The sequence below is a fragment of the Microbacterium sp. HJ5 genome, assembly GCF_054824025.1.
In genome coordinates this window covers 79030-95961 of sequence record NZ_JSYE01000035.1, presented here as the reverse complement: position 1 = coordinate 95961, position 16932 = coordinate 79030, and the positions used below count along the sequence as shown (strand labels likewise).

General features: G+C 70.4%; 17 protein-coding genes. 9 read left to right on the top strand and 8 right to left on the bottom strand.

Annotated elements, in window-relative coordinates; genetic code table 11:
* Positions 1 to 460, bottom strand: a 460-nt coding sequence (locus OB08_RS15230; protein ID WP_461476190.1) for a cell division ATP-binding protein FtsE, incomplete at its 3' end; no start/stop codon positions are given.
* Between the two features lie 113 nt (positions 461 to 573).
* Here OB08_RS15230 and OB08_RS15225 point away from each other — a divergent pair.
* Complete coding sequence (locus OB08_RS15225; protein WP_461476188.1) at positions 574 to 1914, top strand: HNH endonuclease signature motif containing protein; 1341 nt, start codon at positions 574 to 576, stop codon at positions 1912 to 1914.
* 119 nt (positions 1915 to 2033) lie between these two features.
* On the top strand, positions 2034 to 2381 hold the full coding sequence (locus OB08_RS15220) for a cupin domain-containing protein (RefSeq protein WP_461476186.1): 348 nt from the start codon (positions 2034 to 2036) through the stop codon (positions 2379 to 2381).
* Between the two features lie 40 nt (positions 2382 to 2421).
* On the opposite strand, the gene prfB is transcribed toward OB08_RS15220, so the two are convergent.
* Positions 2422 to 3531 (bottom strand): peptide chain release factor 2, encoded by a 1110-nt coding sequence (gene prfB, locus OB08_RS15215; RefSeq protein WP_461476184.1) that lies wholly within the window; start codon positions 3529 to 3531, stop codon positions 2422 to 2424.
* Between the two features lie 20 nt (positions 3532 to 3551).
* Between prfB and OB08_RS15210 the strand changes: the two genes are divergently transcribed.
* Together OB08_RS15210 and OB08_RS15205 are read left to right on the top strand one after the other, a co-directional pair.
* Positions 3552 to 4865 (top strand): MFS transporter, encoded by a 1314-nt coding sequence (locus OB08_RS15210; protein WP_461476183.1) that lies wholly within the window; start codon positions 3552 to 3554, stop codon positions 4863 to 4865.
* Complete coding sequence (locus OB08_RS15205; protein WP_461476181.1) at positions 4862 to 5212, top strand: hypothetical protein; 351 nt, start codon at positions 4862 to 4864, stop codon at positions 5210 to 5212. Before OB08_RS15210 ends, OB08_RS15205 begins: the two co-directional genes overlap by 4 nt.
* A 94-nt stretch (positions 5213 to 5306) precedes the next feature.
* Here OB08_RS15205 and OB08_RS15200 read toward each other — a convergent pair whose 3' ends face one another.
* Positions 5307 to 7226, bottom strand: coding sequence for a hemagglutinin (locus OB08_RS15200; RefSeq protein WP_461476179.1), 1920 nt, complete (start codon positions 7224 to 7226; stop codon positions 5307 to 5309).
* A gap of 153 nt (positions 7227 to 7379) precedes the next feature.
* Here OB08_RS15200 and OB08_RS15195 point away from each other — a divergent pair, with 153 nt between their 5' ends.
* A complete protein-coding gene (locus OB08_RS15195) occupies positions 7380 to 8009 on the top strand; it encodes a response regulator transcription factor (RefSeq protein ID WP_461476177.1) in 630 nt (209 codons plus the stop codon).
* Between the two features lie 27 nt (positions 8010 to 8036).
* On the opposite strand, the gene OB08_RS15190 is transcribed toward OB08_RS15195, so the two are convergent.
* Positions 8037 to 9053 carry a winged helix-turn-helix transcriptional regulator gene (locus tag OB08_RS15190; RefSeq protein WP_461476175.1) on the bottom strand — a complete coding sequence of 339 codons (1017 nt, stop codon included), beginning with the start codon at positions 9051 to 9053 and terminating at the stop codon, positions 8037 to 8039.
* 78 nt (positions 9054 to 9131) lie between these two features.
* Between OB08_RS15190 and OB08_RS15185 the strand changes: the two genes are divergently transcribed.
* Positions 9132 to 12986, top strand: a complete 3855-nt coding sequence (locus tag OB08_RS15185; RefSeq protein ID WP_461476173.1) for a S8 family peptidase — start codon at positions 9132 to 9134, stop codon at positions 12984 to 12986.
* 144 nt (positions 12987 to 13130) lie between these two features.
* Here the strand turns inward: OB08_RS15185 and OB08_RS15180 are convergent, their stop codons facing one another.
* From OB08_RS15180 to OB08_RS15165, 4 genes are all read right to left on the bottom strand, one after another.
* Positions 13131 to 13562 carry a pilus assembly protein TadG-related protein gene (locus tag OB08_RS15180; RefSeq protein WP_461476171.1) on the bottom strand — a complete coding sequence of 144 codons (432 nt, stop codon included), beginning with the start codon at positions 13560 to 13562 and terminating at the stop codon, positions 13131 to 13133.
* Between the two features lie 26 nt (positions 13563 to 13588).
* Positions 13589 to 14086, bottom strand: coding sequence for a TadE family protein (locus OB08_RS15175; RefSeq protein ID WP_461476169.1), 498 nt, complete (start codon positions 14084 to 14086; stop codon positions 13589 to 13591).
* On the bottom strand, positions 14061 to 14411 hold the full coding sequence (locus tag OB08_RS15170) for a TadE/TadG family type IV pilus assembly protein (protein ID WP_461476167.1): 351 nt from the start codon (positions 14409 to 14411) through the stop codon (positions 14061 to 14063). The genes OB08_RS15175 and OB08_RS15170 overlap by 26 nt, the downstream gene beginning before the upstream one ends.
* Positions 14412 to 14501: 90 nt before the next feature.
* Positions 14502 to 14705, bottom strand: a complete 204-nt coding sequence (locus tag OB08_RS15165; protein ID WP_461476165.1) for a hypothetical protein — start codon at positions 14703 to 14705, stop codon at positions 14502 to 14504.
* Positions 14706 to 14839: 134 nt separating this feature from the next.
* On the opposite strand from OB08_RS15165, the gene OB08_RS15160 reads away from it, so the two are divergent.
* Genes OB08_RS15160 through OB08_RS15150 form a run of 3 tightly spaced genes read left to right on the top strand, consistent with a single transcriptional unit; the run spans position 14840 to position 16880 of the window.
* Positions 14840 to 16222: a recombinase family protein gene (locus OB08_RS15160; RefSeq protein ID WP_461476163.1), complete on the top strand. Its 1383-nt coding sequence runs from the start codon at positions 14840 to 14842 to the stop codon at positions 16220 to 16222.
* Positions 16223 to 16239: 17 nt separating this feature from the next.
* Positions 16240 to 16473, top strand: coding sequence for a hypothetical protein (locus OB08_RS15155; protein ID WP_461476161.1), 234 nt, complete (start codon positions 16240 to 16242; stop codon positions 16471 to 16473).
* Positions 16470 to 16880, top strand: coding sequence for a hypothetical protein (locus OB08_RS15150; RefSeq protein ID WP_461476159.1), 411 nt, complete (start codon positions 16470 to 16472; stop codon positions 16878 to 16880). The genes OB08_RS15155 and OB08_RS15150 overlap by 4 nt, the downstream gene beginning before the upstream one ends.
* Positions 16881 to 16932: the final 52 nt, after the last annotated feature.

Below are 16932 nucleotides of genomic sequence, written 5' to 3'. Positions count from 1 at the left end.
CCAGCGCGCGGGCGATCGCGACGCGCTGCTGCTCACCGCCGGACAGCTCGTGCGGGAAGCGCTTCTCCTTGCCGGAGAGGCCGACGAGCGCCAGCACCTCGGGCACGGTCTGCTGGATGAACCCGCGGGACGATCCGATCACCTGAAGGGTGAACGCGACGTTCTGGAACACGGTCTTGGTCGGCAGCAGCCGGAAGTCCTGGAACACCGCACCGATGTGCCGGCGGAAGTACGGCACCTTGCGATTGGAGAGCGTACGCAGATCGCGGCCGAGCACCACCACTCGCCCGTCGGTCGGAGTCTCCTCGCGGAGGACCATCCGCAGGCACGAGGACTTGCCCGAGCCGGACGCGCCCACGAGGAACACGAACTCCCCGCGCAGCACCTCGAAATCGACGTTGTTCAGGGCAGGCTTCGACGTGCCCTTGTAGCGCTTCGTGACGTTCTCGAACCGGATCATGGCCTAAGAAGCCTAAGCGGATGCCTCGTCCCCCGCTCCCGCGACACCCAAAGGGGCAGTATCCGCCGCCGCACATGTCGGGCGATGTCGGAGGTATGTTCTAAGGTCACACCATGACCGAGAGCCACCCGCCCGCCCCGGAGGAGCCGGACTGGGTGGCGTCCGCGTACGGAGAGCCCGACTGGGAAACCTACGGGCCCGATGGCGACGACGGGGCCATGCACGGGCCCGACGACGTCGGGCTGGTCACCGAGGTGGCCGGCATGATCGCCGTGTTCGCGGCTCAGCGCGTCGTTCGGGTCGATGCGATGCGACGCAACGCGCTGGCTGAGGCCGAGCGGTACGGCGGCGGCGTGATGTCGGTCGTCGAACGATCGATCCGCCTCGAACTCGCTGCCGCCCTCCGCGTGACCGAGCACGCGGCAGCCGAGCTGCTGGGCTTCGCGCACGCGCTTGTACACCGCTATCCCGCGACCCTCGACTCGTTGAGCCGGGCGCGAATCACCGAGAGGCACGCCGAGATCCTCGTCGACGCGCTCGACCCCATCGAGCCGGAGCTGCGCGAGCGACTGGCCGACGTCGCGCTGGCCCTCGCCGAAGAGCTCCCGGTCGGTTCGTTCCGCCGCCGGCTCCGGGCGCTCATCGAGACCGAGCGGGCGGCGTCGCTCGCCGAGCGGCACGAGCACGCTCTTGCGCAGCGGCGGGTCGTCGTCGAGCCTGCCGACGACGGGATGGCGTGGCTCCACGCCTTCCTCCCCGCCGTCGAGGCCCGGGCCATCCAGGGCAGGCTCACCGCCATGGGCAACGCCCTCTCGACGCCCGGCGAGGCGCGCACGCTCGACCAGCGGCGTGCCGACGTGCTGGGCGACCTCCTCATCGACGGAGACACCGCCGCGCTGCCGCCCGAATCGCGCGGCATCCGCGCCACGGTCGCTGTCACGGTTCCGGTGATGACGCTGCTCGAATCCAACAGTGAAGGCAGCGCGCCCGCCGTCGTCGAGGGCGTGGGTCCGATCACGGATTCGCAGGCGCGTGAGCTGTGCGGTGGCGCCGACGGGTGGATGCGGGTCCTGACCCATCCCGAGACCGGGATCGTGCTCTCCGTCGGGCGTACGCGATATCGACCCCCACCCGAGTTGCGCCGCCTCGTCCGGTGGAGGGCGGACCGGTGCATGGCACCGGGTTGCGGAGTCCCGGCTGCACGGTGCGAGATCGACCACAGCATCGACTGGCAGCACGGCGGTCCGACCTCGCTCTGCAACCTCGCGCCTCTGTGCACCGGTCACCACACGATCAAGCACCACGGCGGCTGGATCGTCGAACAGATTCCGGACTCGGGCGGCGCCCTGATGTGGATCTCGCCGTCGGGGCGGCACTACCGCGTCGAACCCGAGCGACGTGTACCGGTTTTCCTGCCTTCGGCGGCAGACGCCTCGGCGCGCGCGCCGTTCTGAACCGGACGGAGCGCGGAAGAGAGCGACTCGTGTGCGGCGCGGGTGCCGAGCGCCCACCGCCGAGCAGGCATCGACCCTGAGGGCTGGACGCCCGTCGCGTCTGCATCGAGCATGGAGACATGACAGCCTCACCGATCCCGGCATCCGATCTCGTCGTCGGCGCTTCCCGCACGATGCGATTCGAGGGCGAGCAGCACGACTCGGGCATCTCGTTCTTCTACGTCGACAACGACCCCGGCATGGGTCCGGGCCTTCACCGCCACCCTTACACCGAGACGTGGCACGTGATCGAGGGCGAGGCGACCATCCGGATGGGCGACGACACCGTCGTCGCGCGGGCCGGCGACACGGCTGTCGTCGCAGCCGACACGTGGCACGGCTTCACGAACTCCGGTCAGGGACGCCTGCGGATCATGTGCATCCACGCATCCCCGGTGATGATCCAGGAGTGGCTCGAAGAGCCGTGAACCCCGGCCCCGGAAGCGAGCCCGCCCCCGCTGGCCTGCGTCAGTCCTCGTCCTTGCGCTTGCGCCAGCGGATGCCCGCCGAGATGAAGCCGTCGAGGTCGCCGTCGAACACGACGGCGGGGTTGCCGACCTCGTGGCCCGTGCGCAGGTCCTTGACGAGCTGCTGACCGTAGAGGAAGTACGAGCGCATCTGGTCGCCCCAGCTCGCGGTGATGACGCCGGCGAGCTCCTTCTTCTTCGCGGCCTCCTCCTCGCGCTGGAGCAGCATGAGGCGGGTCTGCAGCACGCGCATCGCGGCGGCGCGGTTCTGGATCTGCGACTTCTCGTTCTGCATCGACACGACGAGCCCCGTGGGGAGGTGGGTGATGCGTACGGCCGAGTCAGTGGTGTTGACCGACTGACCGCCCGGTCCGGACGAACGGAAGACGTCGACGCGGATGTCGCCCTCGGGCACCTCCACCTCCTGGGCCTCCTCCATGACGGGGATGACCTCGACCGCGGCGAACGAGGTCTGACGCTTGTCGGCCGAGCCGAACGGGCTGATGCGCGCGAGGCGATGGGTGCCCGCCTCGACCGAGAGGGTGCCGTAGGCGTAAGGGGCATCGACCTCGAACGTGGCCGACTTGATGCCGGCGCCTTCGGCGTAGGACGTGTCCATCACCTTGACGGGGTACTTGTGGCGCTCGGCCCAGCGCAGGTACATGCGCAGGAGCATCTCGGCGAAATCGGTCGCGTCGTCGCCGCCCGCACCGGAGCGGATGGTCACGACGGCCGAGCGCTCGTCGTACTCACCGTCGAGCAGCGTCTGCACCTCGAGCTGGCCGACGATGTCTTCGAGTTCGGCGATCTCGCGGCGCGCCTCTTCGGCGGAGTCCTCGTCGTCCATCTCGTTGGCGAGTTCGACGAGGACCTCGAGATCGTCGAGGCGCTGCTCGACGTCGGTGACCCGCTTGAGCTCGGCCTGGCGGTGACTGAGGGCGCTCGTCACCTTCTGCGCCTGCTCGACGTCGTCCCACAGATCGGGGGCGCCGGCGGCCTCGCTGAGGCGGGCGATCTCGGCGGTGAGTGCGTCGACGTCGACCACGGCCTTGATGTCGGAGAACGTGGAGCGCAGCGCCTGGATGTCGGCGGAGGGATCGAAGTCGAGCATGACAGTCCAGACTAACGTGGATGCACGTGAGCGATCGCCCCGACCCCGTGCCCGCCCGGGACGTTCTGTGGCGATTCGCCCCCATGATCTACGGCCCGACCGTGCTCTTCGCCCTGGGCGAGGGCGCCGTGATCCCCCTCATCCCGATCATCGCGGCGCAGCTGGGCGCCGACGTCGCGACTGCTGCGCTCGTCGCATCGGCGCTCGTGGTGGGTCAGCTGTGCGGGAACATCCCCGCGGGCTGGGCGGTCGCTCGCATCGGCGAGCGGCTGACGATGGCGATCGCCGGCGCGCTGTCGCTCGTCGCCGTCATCGGTCTCGCGCTCGCGCCGTCGCTCGGCGTCTTCGCGTCGGCCGTGTTCGTCATCGGCTTCTGCGCCGCGGCGTTCGGTCTTGCGCGCCACTCGTTCATGGCCACGCGCGTTCCGCTGGCGTTCCGCGCGCGGGCGCTCTCGCTGCTCGGCGGCACCTTCCGCCTCGGCATGTTCATCGGACCGTTCGTCGCGGCCGGCCTCCTGGCGCTCATCGGCGACGAGCACGCGACGATCTGGTTCTTCGCCGGATGCCTCGTGGCGACGGTCCTTCTCGTGCTCCTCGGCCCCGACCCGGAGACGTCGCTCGCGGGCGCTGCGACCCCCGGACCCTCCCCCCGCCCCGCACCGCGCGGTGACTCGACCATGGCCGAGGACACCGGAGAGCCGGTCACCGGCTCGATCCCGACGACGGAGCGCGCCGGGGTCTTCCGGACGATGTGGGCCTACCGCCGGGTGCTTTCGCGGCTCGGCCTGGCCGCGGCATCCCTCTCCGCCGTCCGCTCCGCGCGGCAGGTCGTCCTCCCGCTGTGGGGCGTGTCGATCGGCCTCGACGCGCAGACCATCGCCCTCGTGGTCGGCATCTCGGGAGCGATCGACTTCGCGCTGTTCTACGCGAGCGGCCAGGTCATGGACCGCTTCGGCCGCCTGTGGGCCGCCCTGCCCGCGATGCTCCTCATGGGCCTGGGGTTCGTGGCCCTGTCGTCCACCCACGATCTCGACCAGTCCGCGATGTGGTTCGCCCTGTTCTCAGCCGTCCTCGGCGTCGGCAACGGACTGTCGAGCGGCATCCTGCTCACCCTCGGCGCCGACGTGGCGCCCAAGAACGACCCCGCCCCGTTCCTCGGGTCGTGGCGCACCCTCACCGACGCGGGCGGCGCGGTCTCGCCGCTGCTCGTATCGGGAATCGCCGCCGTGTCGAGCCTCGCCGTCGCGACGGGCGTCGTGGGTGTCATCGGTCTCGTCGGCGCCGTCGCGTTCGTGCGCTGGGTGCCCCGCTTCGTCCCGCGCGTGCGACCGTGACCCAGCCCGACGCCACCCCCTCCGTCGTGCGGTTCTGCCGCAGCCGCAATACGGGCCGCCGCTGCACGCGACACCTGGACCACCCGGGCCTGCACCGTCATCGCGCGATCATGTGGACGGATGCCGCGGCCGACGCGCCCCGCTGCGAGGGATCCGGCTCCCCCGGCCGCCCCGCCCCGCCGCTCGACGACGGTTACCCGCACGGGCGGGCGCTCTGCCCTGCCTGCCTGCGGTTCGTGGACCTCGACGACTCGGCTCACCTCGTCGAGCACGAGACGTCCGACGCCGACGAGTCCGACGCCGACCGCGAACGGCGGCGCACCTGGTTCAACACCCATCCGGGGTGATCCGCCGCAGCGCGAAGCGGCCGGGCGAGAGGTTGGGTTCTCGCCCGGCCGCGACCTCACGATCCCACAAAGAGGATCAGGTCATCACCGGCTCTCAGTCGCTGCTGACCTCCTCGCCGTTGTCGATCGTCAGCACCGACGTCTCCTCGCAGCTGGCGCCGATGTCACGCTGCGCCGCGTTCTCGCTGTCGTAGCTCACCTGCCACGAGTAGTCGCCGGATGCGGTCACCGCGGTCGTGTTCGCGGTCTCCACGGTCTGCGGCGAAGCGCCTGCCACGACCCTGTCGACCGTGTAGATCGCCGTGCCGGAGCAGTCAGCCGAGGCGAAGAGCGAGAACGTCACCGTCCCGTCCAGGGCGCCTCCCGCCGGAGCCGAGACGGTGGCCGAGTCGTTCGGCACCCATTCCTGATCCGTCGAGATGCTCGATGCCACGCTCTGGACCTCCACGTCCTCGGCCTCGTCGGCGCAGTCCGCGTTGTGCGTGACGCCGTTGGTGTTCGGCGATCCGCTGTAGACGGCGACCCAGTGGTAGTTGCCCGTGGCGGTCGGCGTGAGCGCCGGCGAGTCGTACGAGCCGTCACCGCTGACGTTCACCGCCGACGTGGTGCCGAACAGTGCGCCACAGCCATCGTCGCTCGGCCCGTAGAGCTTGAACGTGATGGTGCCGCCCGCCGGCGCGCCGGAGCCCGCCGTCAGGTTGATGACCGGGTCGCGCGGCTGCGTCGCGGTACCCGACAGCTCCGCGGTGTCCGTCACCGACGCGCCCAGGTACACGTTGGGACCAGCTTCGGTCGACAGTTCGGGATCGACGGGGTCGACCTCGAAGCACTCCCCTGTCGAGAAGTCCGAAGAGCCCGGAATGCTGTTCGCCTCGTCACCCGTGAACGTCGCACGCCAGCAGTATCTGCCCGTCGCCGACACGAAGGCGGACGGCGACGAAACGGTCACCGGATACGCAGCCCCGGTGACGTTCGTGGATCCCACGGACGTACCCACGCGCCCGGCGGTCCCGTCACAGGTGCCGGTGTCCACCTTGCAGAGCCAGAACGCCACACTGCCCGCGGGGGTCGCATTGCCCCCCGTCACGCTGATCTCGGCGGAGTCCTGAACCTCGACCTCGCCGTCGCCGATCGAGATCGACCCGGGAATCGCCACGCCGTCACCGTCCTGTGGTGTCGTCACGGTCGTCGAGGTGCAGTTGCTCAGCGTGATCCGCTGCAGGATCGTGTCCTTGTAGTCCGCGGTGTCGGAGTTGCCGGTGACCGTGCTCGGGATGACGTTCGCGAATGCGAGGCACGCCCCGCCCGATCCGAGACCGTTTGCGGTCAGGTTGATCGCCGCTTCGCCGCGGAACCCGTCCGCACTGTACTGGGCGTCGTAGTTCGACAGCGGAACGGCGGCCGAGAGGGTGAGGTTGGGCGCGGTGCCCTGCCACCTCCTCACGATGAGGTCGGTGCTCCCGCCCTGCTGGTCCCACAGGATCAGGAAGTCACCCGCCGCCCGGTTGGCCCACGGGTTGCAGTTGGCGATGAGGGTCGCGGCTGATGCCGTGCCGTACGCACAGGCGATGGGCGCCGCGTTCTTCATGAACTCGTACGCGATGAAGCCGCTGCCGACCTCCTTGTCTCGCTGCCACGCGAAGTAGAGGAAGTCATCCCCGCCGACGCGGTCGGTGGCGAGCCACGCGGTGTTGAGGTCGACCTGGGCGTTCGGGTTGGTCTCGCCCAGTGTGGGCACGGCGTCCTTGTGGATGACGCCGATCTTGGTGGTGCTGGCGTTGAGTGGTCCGAGCTCCTTCGTGTTGCCCGCCGCGTCGGGAATCGGGGTGAGCGCCGGTGTCGTGGCGTCGGGGACGACCCCGTCGATGTTGTAGGGACCGATCATGTCCGCCATCGCGGAGGGCGCGGCGATCATGGCGACGGTCAGGGTGGCGGCGAACAATGCGCCGAGCCAAGGCGCCTTGCGGCGTCGCGAGCGAGTGTCCGAAGGCACGGTCGAGCGAGGTGTGTTCATGGCGACCCTTTCTCTGGCGCTGTACACGCTCTACGCTAGAAATGTCGCTGGGGAGCGACCATCGGGTGATCTGCGGACCGGGGCTGGGGAAACACCCCTAGGTATCCCTGCCGGGCGTGAGCACGGCAGGACGGGGGAACGTGGGCATCGAATATGGATGAGTCGTATGGGCTCGTGGTGGCGGGAGACCACGTACGGGCCGACTATGTGCGCCAGCTGGCGAGGCTGGGTCTCGGCGCGCAGGCGTTCGCCAGCACGACGGATGCCGTCGCCTCGCTGAACGGGAGCGCGCCGGCGGTCTCGATCCTCGAGGTCGAGGACGGCGGATGCAGTCTCCTGCGCGAACTGCGCGACAGATACGGGCCCGACGTCCCGGTGGTGCTCGTGTCGGCCGTCCGCACGACGCCGGCCGATGTCGTCGCGGGGCTTCTCGTCGGTGCCGACGACTACGCCGCCGAGAGCATGGACGCCGAGGAGTTCCTCGCGCGCGTCAGACGGCTCGTCGAGCGCACGCGGAGACCGACCGCGGCGGCCACGTCGGCGACGGCCGATCTCCGCCGGCTTGCGGTGCTCACCGACCGCGAGCGACAGGTGCTGGCGCTCACCACCGAGGGACTCACCCAGAAGCAGGTGGCCACGGCGCTCGGCATCAGCATCAAGACCGTCGGCGCACACATGCAGAACCTGCTCGGCAGGCTCGGCGTGCACTCGCGGGTCGAGGCCGTCGCGCTGGCCGTCCGTGTCGGCGGGATGCCGCAGCCCGAGCCCACGCACAGCCGATAGCCCTCATCGGCGCGGGGTGACCCAGGATCAGACCCACGACCTCCGGACCGCCTCCGCGCCGAGCTGCATGCGGGTCGTCACCCCGGCGATCTCCATGAGCTCGGCCACGCGACGCTGGACGGTGCGCAGTGAGATGCCCAGCTGCGTGGCGGCCGCGGCATCCGTCACCCCGAGAAGGAGGAGCCGGAGCAGGTCGCCGTCCACGTCCTCGGTGGTGGGCACCTCCGCCACCGGCAGGAATCGCGCGGCGGCGCGCCAGTACTCCTCGAAGATCGAGATGACGAGATCGAGCAGCCCGCTGGGGTGGATGAGGAGCGCGCCGAAGCCCTGGTCCTCGGTCTGCGAGCGCATCGGCACGAGCGCCATCTGGTCGTCGGCGATGAACATGCGTGTCGGGAGGGTCGGGAGCACCCGGATCTCTTCGCCGATCAGGGCCATCTCGCGGGCGGCGGTGAGGAAGCCGGGCCGCTCGAGGACGGCGCTCTCGACGATGACCCGGTACTGCACACCTCGCGCCAGCGCACGGTCCTCCTCGATGTTCTCCTCGCCGCTGAGCAGCGCCACCTCGTGCAGCACGAGGACCCGCACCTGCTCGGTCGATGCGGCCTGCAGCTGCGCGACCCGCTGGCGCACCGCGTCGTCGCCGATCACGACGTCGACGACGTCGGCGACGCTCCGCTGCTCCGCCGATCGCCGGTAGAGGTCGCTCAGCTCGGTGAGCGCCTCCTGGGCGCGGCTGAGCCCGCGCTCGCGCTCGAGCAGGAGCGGACGCAGCGCCATCGAGGGCGGGGAGGCCACGAAGCGGTCACGACTGCCGCCCTGACGGGCGAGCAGGCCGAGCCGTTCGAGCTCGGCGACGATCGGACGCACGCGCGGCGGTGACATGCCGAGCGCCTCGGCGACCTCGACGACGGACGCGGACGACTGCTGCAGCACGCACCGGTAGACGGCGGTGTGCGCCTCGTCGAGTCCGAGAGCGTCGAGCACGGTGACCTTCCCCATGCCACCCATCGTCGCCCGCCGGGCCTGGCGGATGGTGGCCATGGCATTTTCCCGCCACCACTCTAAGCGGGCCCGCATGAGAACTTCGATACGGATCCCCTACCCCCGAGAGGCACACGCATGTCCACACCTCCCCGCATCGGCCGCCGCCTGCGTCCGATCGTCGCCGCCACAAGCGGTCTGGCGATCGGCATCGCAGGCATCGGCCTCACGACTCTGCCGGCGACCGCGACCCCCGATGTCGACGGTCCCCCCACCCCCGACGCGGTCGTCGGCAGCTCCTCCACCGTCACGCTGATCACCGGCGATCGCGTGACCGTGACCGACCTCGGCGACGGCAAGCAGGCCGTCGACGTCGACACTGCCGTCGACGGCGCCGGCGTGCAGACATACGAGGCCGGCGGAGAACTTCACGTGATCCCCGAGGTCGCGCTCCCCTACCTGGCAGCCGGCGCGCTCGACCAGGATCTCTTCAACGTGTCGAAGCTCATCGAGTTCGGCTACGACGACGCGTCCGTCGACGCAACACCGATCATCGTCGAGCAGGACGCGGCGGCTGCACGCACGTACGCCGCTCCCGCGCCGGGACTCGAAGTCCAGACGGAGCTCGCGAGCATCGGCGGCGCGGCCGCCACGCTCGACCACTCCGAGAGCGCGGCCGCGTGGGCGGCGCTGACCGAGCCCACGGCGCGCGCGTTCTCGGCAGGCCCGGCCCTCGCCGGCGGCATCGCGGCGATCCACCTCGACGGCAAGGTGAAGGCCACGCTGGACTCGAGCGTGCCGTTCGTCGGCGCCCCCGCGGCATGGGCTGACGGCTACACGGGTGAGGGCGTCACCGTCGCCGTCCTCGACACCGGCTACGACGACACCCACCCCGACCTCGCGGGGCGCGTCCTCGACTCGTCGAAGAGCTTCGTCCCGGGCGAGGAGGTCGCCGCCGACCCGAACGGTCACGGCACCCACGTCGCGTCCACGATCGCGGGCACCGGTGCCGCGAGCGACGGCACGCACCGCGGTGTCGCCGACGGCGCCGACCTGCTCGTGGGCAAGGTGCTCGGCGCCGACGGCTACGGCCAGGACTCCTGGATCATCGAGGCGATGGAGTGGGCCGGTCAGAACGCGCCGATCGTCTCCATGAGCCTCGGCTCGATGGGGGCCTCGGACGGCAAGGACCTCATGGCCGAGTCCCTCAACCAGATCGCCGAAGAGACCGGCGCGTTGTTCGTGGTGGCCGCCGGCAACAACGGCGCACCGGAGACCATCGGCGCCCCCGGCTCGGCAGAGCAGGCGTTCACCGTCGGCTCCGTCGACGACCCGTCCGGCACGATGTCGTACTTCTCGAGCCAGGGACCCCTCTCGCGCTCCGGCGCGCTGAAGCCGAACGTGTCCGGCCCGGGCAACGACGTCACGGCGGCGCGCTCGGCCGACAGCGGCGGTGAAGGAGCGTACGTCTCGATGAGCGGCACCTCGATGGCGACGCCGCACGTCGCCGGCGCGGCGGCGATCATCCTCGGCGCCCACCCCGACTACTCCACGGCGCAGCTGAAGGCCGCGCTCGCGAGCACCTCCCGCGACTTCGGCTTCACGCCGTACGCGGGCGGCACCGGCGTGATCGACATCGACGCGGCGCTCAACGCCCCCCTCTTGGCGTCCGGCTCCGGCGACTTCGGCATGCTCGCGTGGGGCGAGGAGCCCGAACTCGTCGAGCGCACCGTCGAGTACACCAACCGCACCGACGCCGAGATCGTCGTCTCCCTCGAGGCGAACCTCGCCGACACCACGCCTGGCGGCGAGGCCGGCCCCGGTCCGTTGTCGGCCGGGATCGCATTCGACGCCCTCACGCTCGACACCGACACGCTCACCATCCCCGCGGGCGGCACGGCGTCTGCGACCATGACCGTCGACCCGTCGAAGGTCCCCGCCGGCACCCAGCTGTCGGGCGCGCTCATCGGCTCGGTCGACGGCGAGGCCGTCACCCGCACCGCGCTCGGCACCATCGCCGAGAGCGAGCGCTACGACCTGACGATCACCGCCACCGACTTCGAGGGCAAGCCCGCCACCTCGTACGCGATGCTGTACAGCTTCGCCGACCAGTTCGGCGACATGATCCCCATCGACGGCGAGACGACGCTGCGGCTGGCGAAGGGCGACTACTCGGTGATGTCCTTCATGGAGCTGAACCGCACGCCCGACACGATCGCCAGCGTGCTGGTCGGTGACCCGAAGGTGAGCCTGACCGAGAACACGTCGGTCGCCTTCGACGCCCGGAAGGCGAAGAAGGTCACGCTCGACGTCGGGAAGAAGGGTCTCGAAGACATTCACCGCCGCATGGACTTCTCGGCCGACGGCTTCATCGGCAGCGCCATGATGCCCGTCAAGACCGACGAGATGTGGGCGCAGCCGATGAAGGTCACCGACGCCGACTTCGACTTCACGACGCGCTGGCGTCTGTGGGAGCCGATCATCGCCGTCAAGGCCGGGAAGACCCAGCTCGACGTCATCCCCCAGATCGGCGGCGCACTGTTCGAGGGCGCCATCGAGAAGACGGCCGTGAACGCCGGCAAGGGCAGCGTCGAGGAGTTCGCCGCCGCGGGCGTCGAGGGCAAGATCGCCGTCGTCACACGCTCCGACGAGGTGTCCGCTTCGCAGCGCACCGCCAACGCGGTCGCGGCCGGAGCCAAGGCGCTCATCGTGGCGAACGACGCCGACGGCGAGCTCAGCGAATGGGTGGGCTCGGAGGATTACGAGCACGGCGTGTCGATCCCGGTCGTGGCCATCAGCGGCGTCGAAGGCCGGGCACTCCTGAAGGAGATGGCGAAGAAGAAGGTGTCGGTGACCGTCGAGGGCAACCACTACACCGACGTCTCGTACGACATCGTCCGCTACGCCGACGGCGAGATCCCCGCGAACCTGGCGTACGCGCCCACGAAGCTGCACCGCATCGACGTGCGATACCACGGTCAGGAGGAGGAGCTCGCCGAGTTCCGCTACGACTACGTGCCCAGCCGCGACAAGGGTATCGGGTTCCCGATGATCGGCCAGCGCGGCATGGATCGCGCCGAGTACGTCAACACCGCGCCCGGCGTCCAGTGGAACAAGTGGGTCAGCGTGGATTCCGTCATGTGGGAGATGCGCGACCACACCCGGTCCTACCCCGCCGGCGAGCGCTCCGCCGAGGAGTACTTCGGCGGCATCGTGCGCCCCTATGTGGGGACCGGCTTCTGGGTCCCCTACCGCCAGTCGGCGTCCGCCCAGATCAACGTCCCGAGCTGGGCCGACGGCGGAAGCTCGTGGCACACCGGCACGTTCGACACGTGGATCGAGCCCTCGACCGTCAAGCAGACGACAGACGTCTACATCGACGGCGAGCTCGTGAAGCAGGCCGAGCACCAGGGCGCGAACCTGTGGCCGCTCCCGGACGGCGAGCAGGAGTGGCGCGTCGTCAGCACCGCGACCCACGACGGCTCGCACCTGAAGGGGTCGACCAAGACGGTCAGCGAGTGGACGTTCCGCTCCGCGGGCAAGGACGGCGACTGGTCGGCGCGTCTGCTGCCGATGCTCCAGGCGTACTACGACGTCGACGTCAACGAGGACAACATGGTCGGTGACGGGCGCCGCAAGGGCTCGACCATCGAGCTCGGCCTCGAGGTCGGCCACGTCGCGGGCACCGTGCCGTCGGCCGAGGTCACGAGCGCCACGCTCGAGTACCGCACCGCGGGAGGGTCGTGGAAGAAGGTCTCGCTCAAGAACGCGAAGACGGATGCCCCGACCGGCGCCGTCCCGCAGGAGGACGAGTTCGACATCTTCGTGAAGTCGCGTGCGTGGGTCAGCGCCTACTCGGCGGAGATCCCCGTATCCGACAAGGGCGGCTGGGTCGACCTCCGAGTGACGGCGAAGGATGCCGCGGGCAACACCTTCTCGCAGGAGATCACCAAGGCGTTCGAGGCGACGGCCGCCAAGGGCGGTCGCGACTGACCTGAGGGATGCCTGACCTCAGGTCGCAGACAGGGCCCCATCCGCTTCGGCGGGTGGGGCCCTGTCCCGTGCGGACCGATGGATGCGCCCGACCTCGAGACCACGGCGGGCGTCGTGCGCGGCTGACCCGACCGGCCGTCCGGGTCAGCGCAGAGCGGTGCGGCTCGTCGCGGTGGCCTCGAGGGCCACGCCGTCGGGCACGAAGAGGGTGAGGACGGGCGGATGCCAGGTGCCGGCGACGGTGACGCGAGCGGACACGCCGTCCGGCGTGCCGGCCGAGACGAGGCTGGCCGCTCCCCCGACCTCGTCCACCATCGCCTGCGCCTGGTCGCGCACGCCGTCCGCGGTCAGCAGCGCGACCGGCTCGCCGTTCTCGACCGAGAGCTCGAAGCCGTCCGCGGCAGCGAGGGCCGCGGCATCCGCCAGCGAATCCAGCCGCTTCTGGGCGAGATAGAGGCTCGTGGCATCCGCGCACACGAGCACGGCGACGAGGGCGAGTGCGCCGTAGCCGAGGGTCAGGAGGAGGACGCTGCCCTCGTCGTCGGCATCGCGCGGCGGGACCGGCCGGGCGCGCATCGGCCGCGACGACTTCCCGCGGCGCATCATCCGTCGCCCCAGAATCGCGAGACCTTCTGCGCCGCGGAAGCCTCGACGGGGATGCTCGCCAGCCTCTCGAGCCCGAGCACGGGCGGTACGAGCGGCAAGGCGACGCGCGTTCGCAGGGTGACGACGAGAGTCGCCCCGGCACGCGGACACGCACCGGCGGGCCGGCACGCGAGCGACAGCGAGACCGATTCGGGGTCGAGCGCGTACTCGTCCACCACCGCGTCGAGCACGGCGTCGGCGCGCTCGGACGCGGCGGCGGCGCCCGTCGCCGTCGACACCGCGCGTGCGATGTGACGCGCGCCCGCCTCGGCACCCAGCGACTGACCCTGGATCAGGCCCAGGGCGACGATCAGGTAGACGATCGGCACGAGGAGCAGCAGCCCGACAACGATGAACTCGAGCGCCGCCGACCCGCGGTCGTCGGCGAACGTCGACGTCTCGTCGGTCGGGGCGACGGCGTCGGCGTCGTCAGTCGAAGGACTCCATCGGTGCACGCGCGGTCACCTCCATCGTGCGCGGTGCGCCCAGGAGCCCCACGAGAGGGAGCACCGCCTCGACGGTGACCTCGACCATCGGATGCCCCGCCCCGGCGGTCTCGCGCACGGCGACCTCGGCGGCGTAGTCCTCCCCCACGGTGCGCGACACGATCTCGCGCGTGCGCCGGGCGCCGTCCTCGAGCGAGGTGTCGGCGAGCGCGGCATGGAACGCCCCCTCGACCGCGGCGTCGTGCACGACGTTGCGCACGTACACGGTGAGCCCGAATTGCAGGACGGCGAGCGTGAGGACGGTCAGGAGCGATCCGACGAGCACGAACTCCACAGGGCTCGAGCCGTCATCGCCCCGCGCAGCGTCTCGGGCGGCGCCCGCGAGGCGAGCGGCCGCCGCGCGCGCGGGCAGGCATGCCACGACTCAGAAGCCGGAGACGCGCGAGATGGCCTGCTCGAACAGGCTGGCCAGCGCCGGACCGGCGAGCGCCCAGATCACGACGACCAGTCCGGCGGTCATGAGCGTGATGAGCACCCAGCCGGGCACGTCGCCCCGTTCGTCGTCGGCGAGGTCCTGCAGGGCGCCGCGCAGGAGCGCGATCACTCGCTGCGAGTGGTGACGGATCATTTCTCTCCTTGGGTCGTCGACGTCAGCCGATGCCGAGCCGAAGCATGAAGACTCCCGGGAACACTGCGAACAGGACGCTCAGCGGGAGGATGAGGAACACGAGCGGCTAGAGATTCTCCTTTAGATTGTTTTGCATGAGACACCGCCCCGCCGTGATCTACGCGCGCATCAGCCTTGACCGCACCGGTGAAGGTGCCGGGGTCGAGCGCCAGGAGGCAGAATGCCGCCAGCTCGCCGATCGCCTTGGTCTGGATGTCAGCCGCGTCTACATCGACAACGACATCAGTGCCACCTCGGGAGAGCAGCGGCCGGACTTCGAGCGCATGCTCGCCGACCGCCCCGGCGCGATCGTCACGTGGGCGCAGGACCGACTCCTCCGGCTGTCCGCGGATCTGGAGAAGGTCATCGCGCTCAACATCCCGGTCCACATGGTCACCCAGGGCACCCTCGACCTCGCTACGCCCGCCGGTCGTGCCGTGGCACGCACGGTTGCGGCGTGGTCGACCTTCGAGACGGAGCAGAAGGGCCTGCGCCAGCTCGCTGCGAACGACCAGCGGGCCGCAAAGGGCATGCCCACCGTTCGGCCCGGATACGGCTACCGCCGCGTCGACGGCCGCGATGTCATCGAAGAGGCGGAGGCCGCCGTGATCCGCGAGGCGGCCGGTCGACTCCTGGCCTCCGAGTCACTCCGAAAGATTGCCACCGACCTCGAAGCGCGAGCCGTTCCCTCCCCCGCTGGCGCGCCTTGGCAGGGAGTCACGCTCCGGCAGCTCATCATGCGACCGTCGCTTGCTGGGCTTCGGACACACCGCGGCAAGGTGGTGGGCAGCTTCGACACTGAGCTGCACCCGGCAATCCTCGACCGTGACACCCACGATCGCCTGATGGCGCTCTTCAGTGACCCCGCGCGAACCGTCGCGGGAGTCGGACGCCCGGCCCAGCACCTGCTCAGCGGGCTCGCTGAGTGCGGAAAATGCGGTGGCCGTATGCGCCGCCTGTCCGGACGCCTGGCGACCACGAAGTCGGGCGGCACCAAGCGTCAGCCACCCGCGTACGGGTGCCCTGCCTGCCACGGCGTGCGGCGAAAGCAGAGCGACGTTGACGGATACGTGGAGGGGGTCCTGCTGCGCCGCCTGGAGCGGCCCGACGCGTTCGACCTCATCACCGACGGCGACGACGGCGCGGCCGCCGCAGCGCGCGACGCAATCGGGGCGATTGACGCTCGGCTCAGCAGTGCGGCAGACGCTTATGCGGTGGGTGCGCTCGAACTCGACCAGCTCACCCGGATCACTGCTCAGTTGCGCGCCGATCGCGATGCACAGGCGACGGCCCTGGCGCGGTCTCTGCCGTCGGCCGTGCCTACCGACCTCGCCGGGCCGGACGCGGCCGAACGGTGGGCGTCCCTCAACCTCGCGACGCGCCGTCTCGTGCTCACCACGCTGATGCGCGTCACCATTCTCCCGTCCGGCCACGGACAGGACTTCGACCCCGCGCTCGTACAGATCGCCTGGGCATAACCGAGAGGACACAACCAATGAACGCGAACCGGAGCATCGGCCCCGACGGTGAAGTGATTGGCTGGCAGCCTTTCGGCGCGGATGCCGAGCTGCATACCCTGCGGTGGCCCGACGGACGGAACGCCGCGACGCTCGTCCACACCGTGGACCGCGACGTGTCGGCCTCCGACCTTCGCGCGCTCGCTGACGCATGGGAGGCCTACCCCGCCTGGTTGCGCGCCCGCGCCGACGAGTTGGAGGGCCGCGCGTGAGCAGTGACCTCCGCATGCCGTGGGTTCGTTCATCGGCCCCGGTCGGCTGGACGGTCACGGTCCGCTGCGCGGCCGACGTGCACCCGGCCGATGCGCGGCCGGTGGTCATGATCGCCCGCTGCGTCAGCGACGGTGCGGGACAGCCTCCGTGGTCGTTCGAACTTCGTGGGCGGTCAGTGTGGGCGGCGCTCGATACCGACCGCGGCGCGGGTGTCGCACGCATGGTCGAGCCGCGCGAGTGGCTGCAGGCGGCTCCCGCGCGTATGGCCTACCGGCTGCGCTGCTCGACCTGCCCGGAGGATGTGCCCATCGGTGACGAGTTCGCGCTGTACGACCTGATGGAGCAGCGCGCGGTGCTTCGGAAGCGGAGCGACACCCTGCAGCGCATTCGCGCGTCGCGCTCCTAGGCATGCCACCGCGTGAGCTAACGTAATCACGTCGGCGCACTGCGACCGGCCC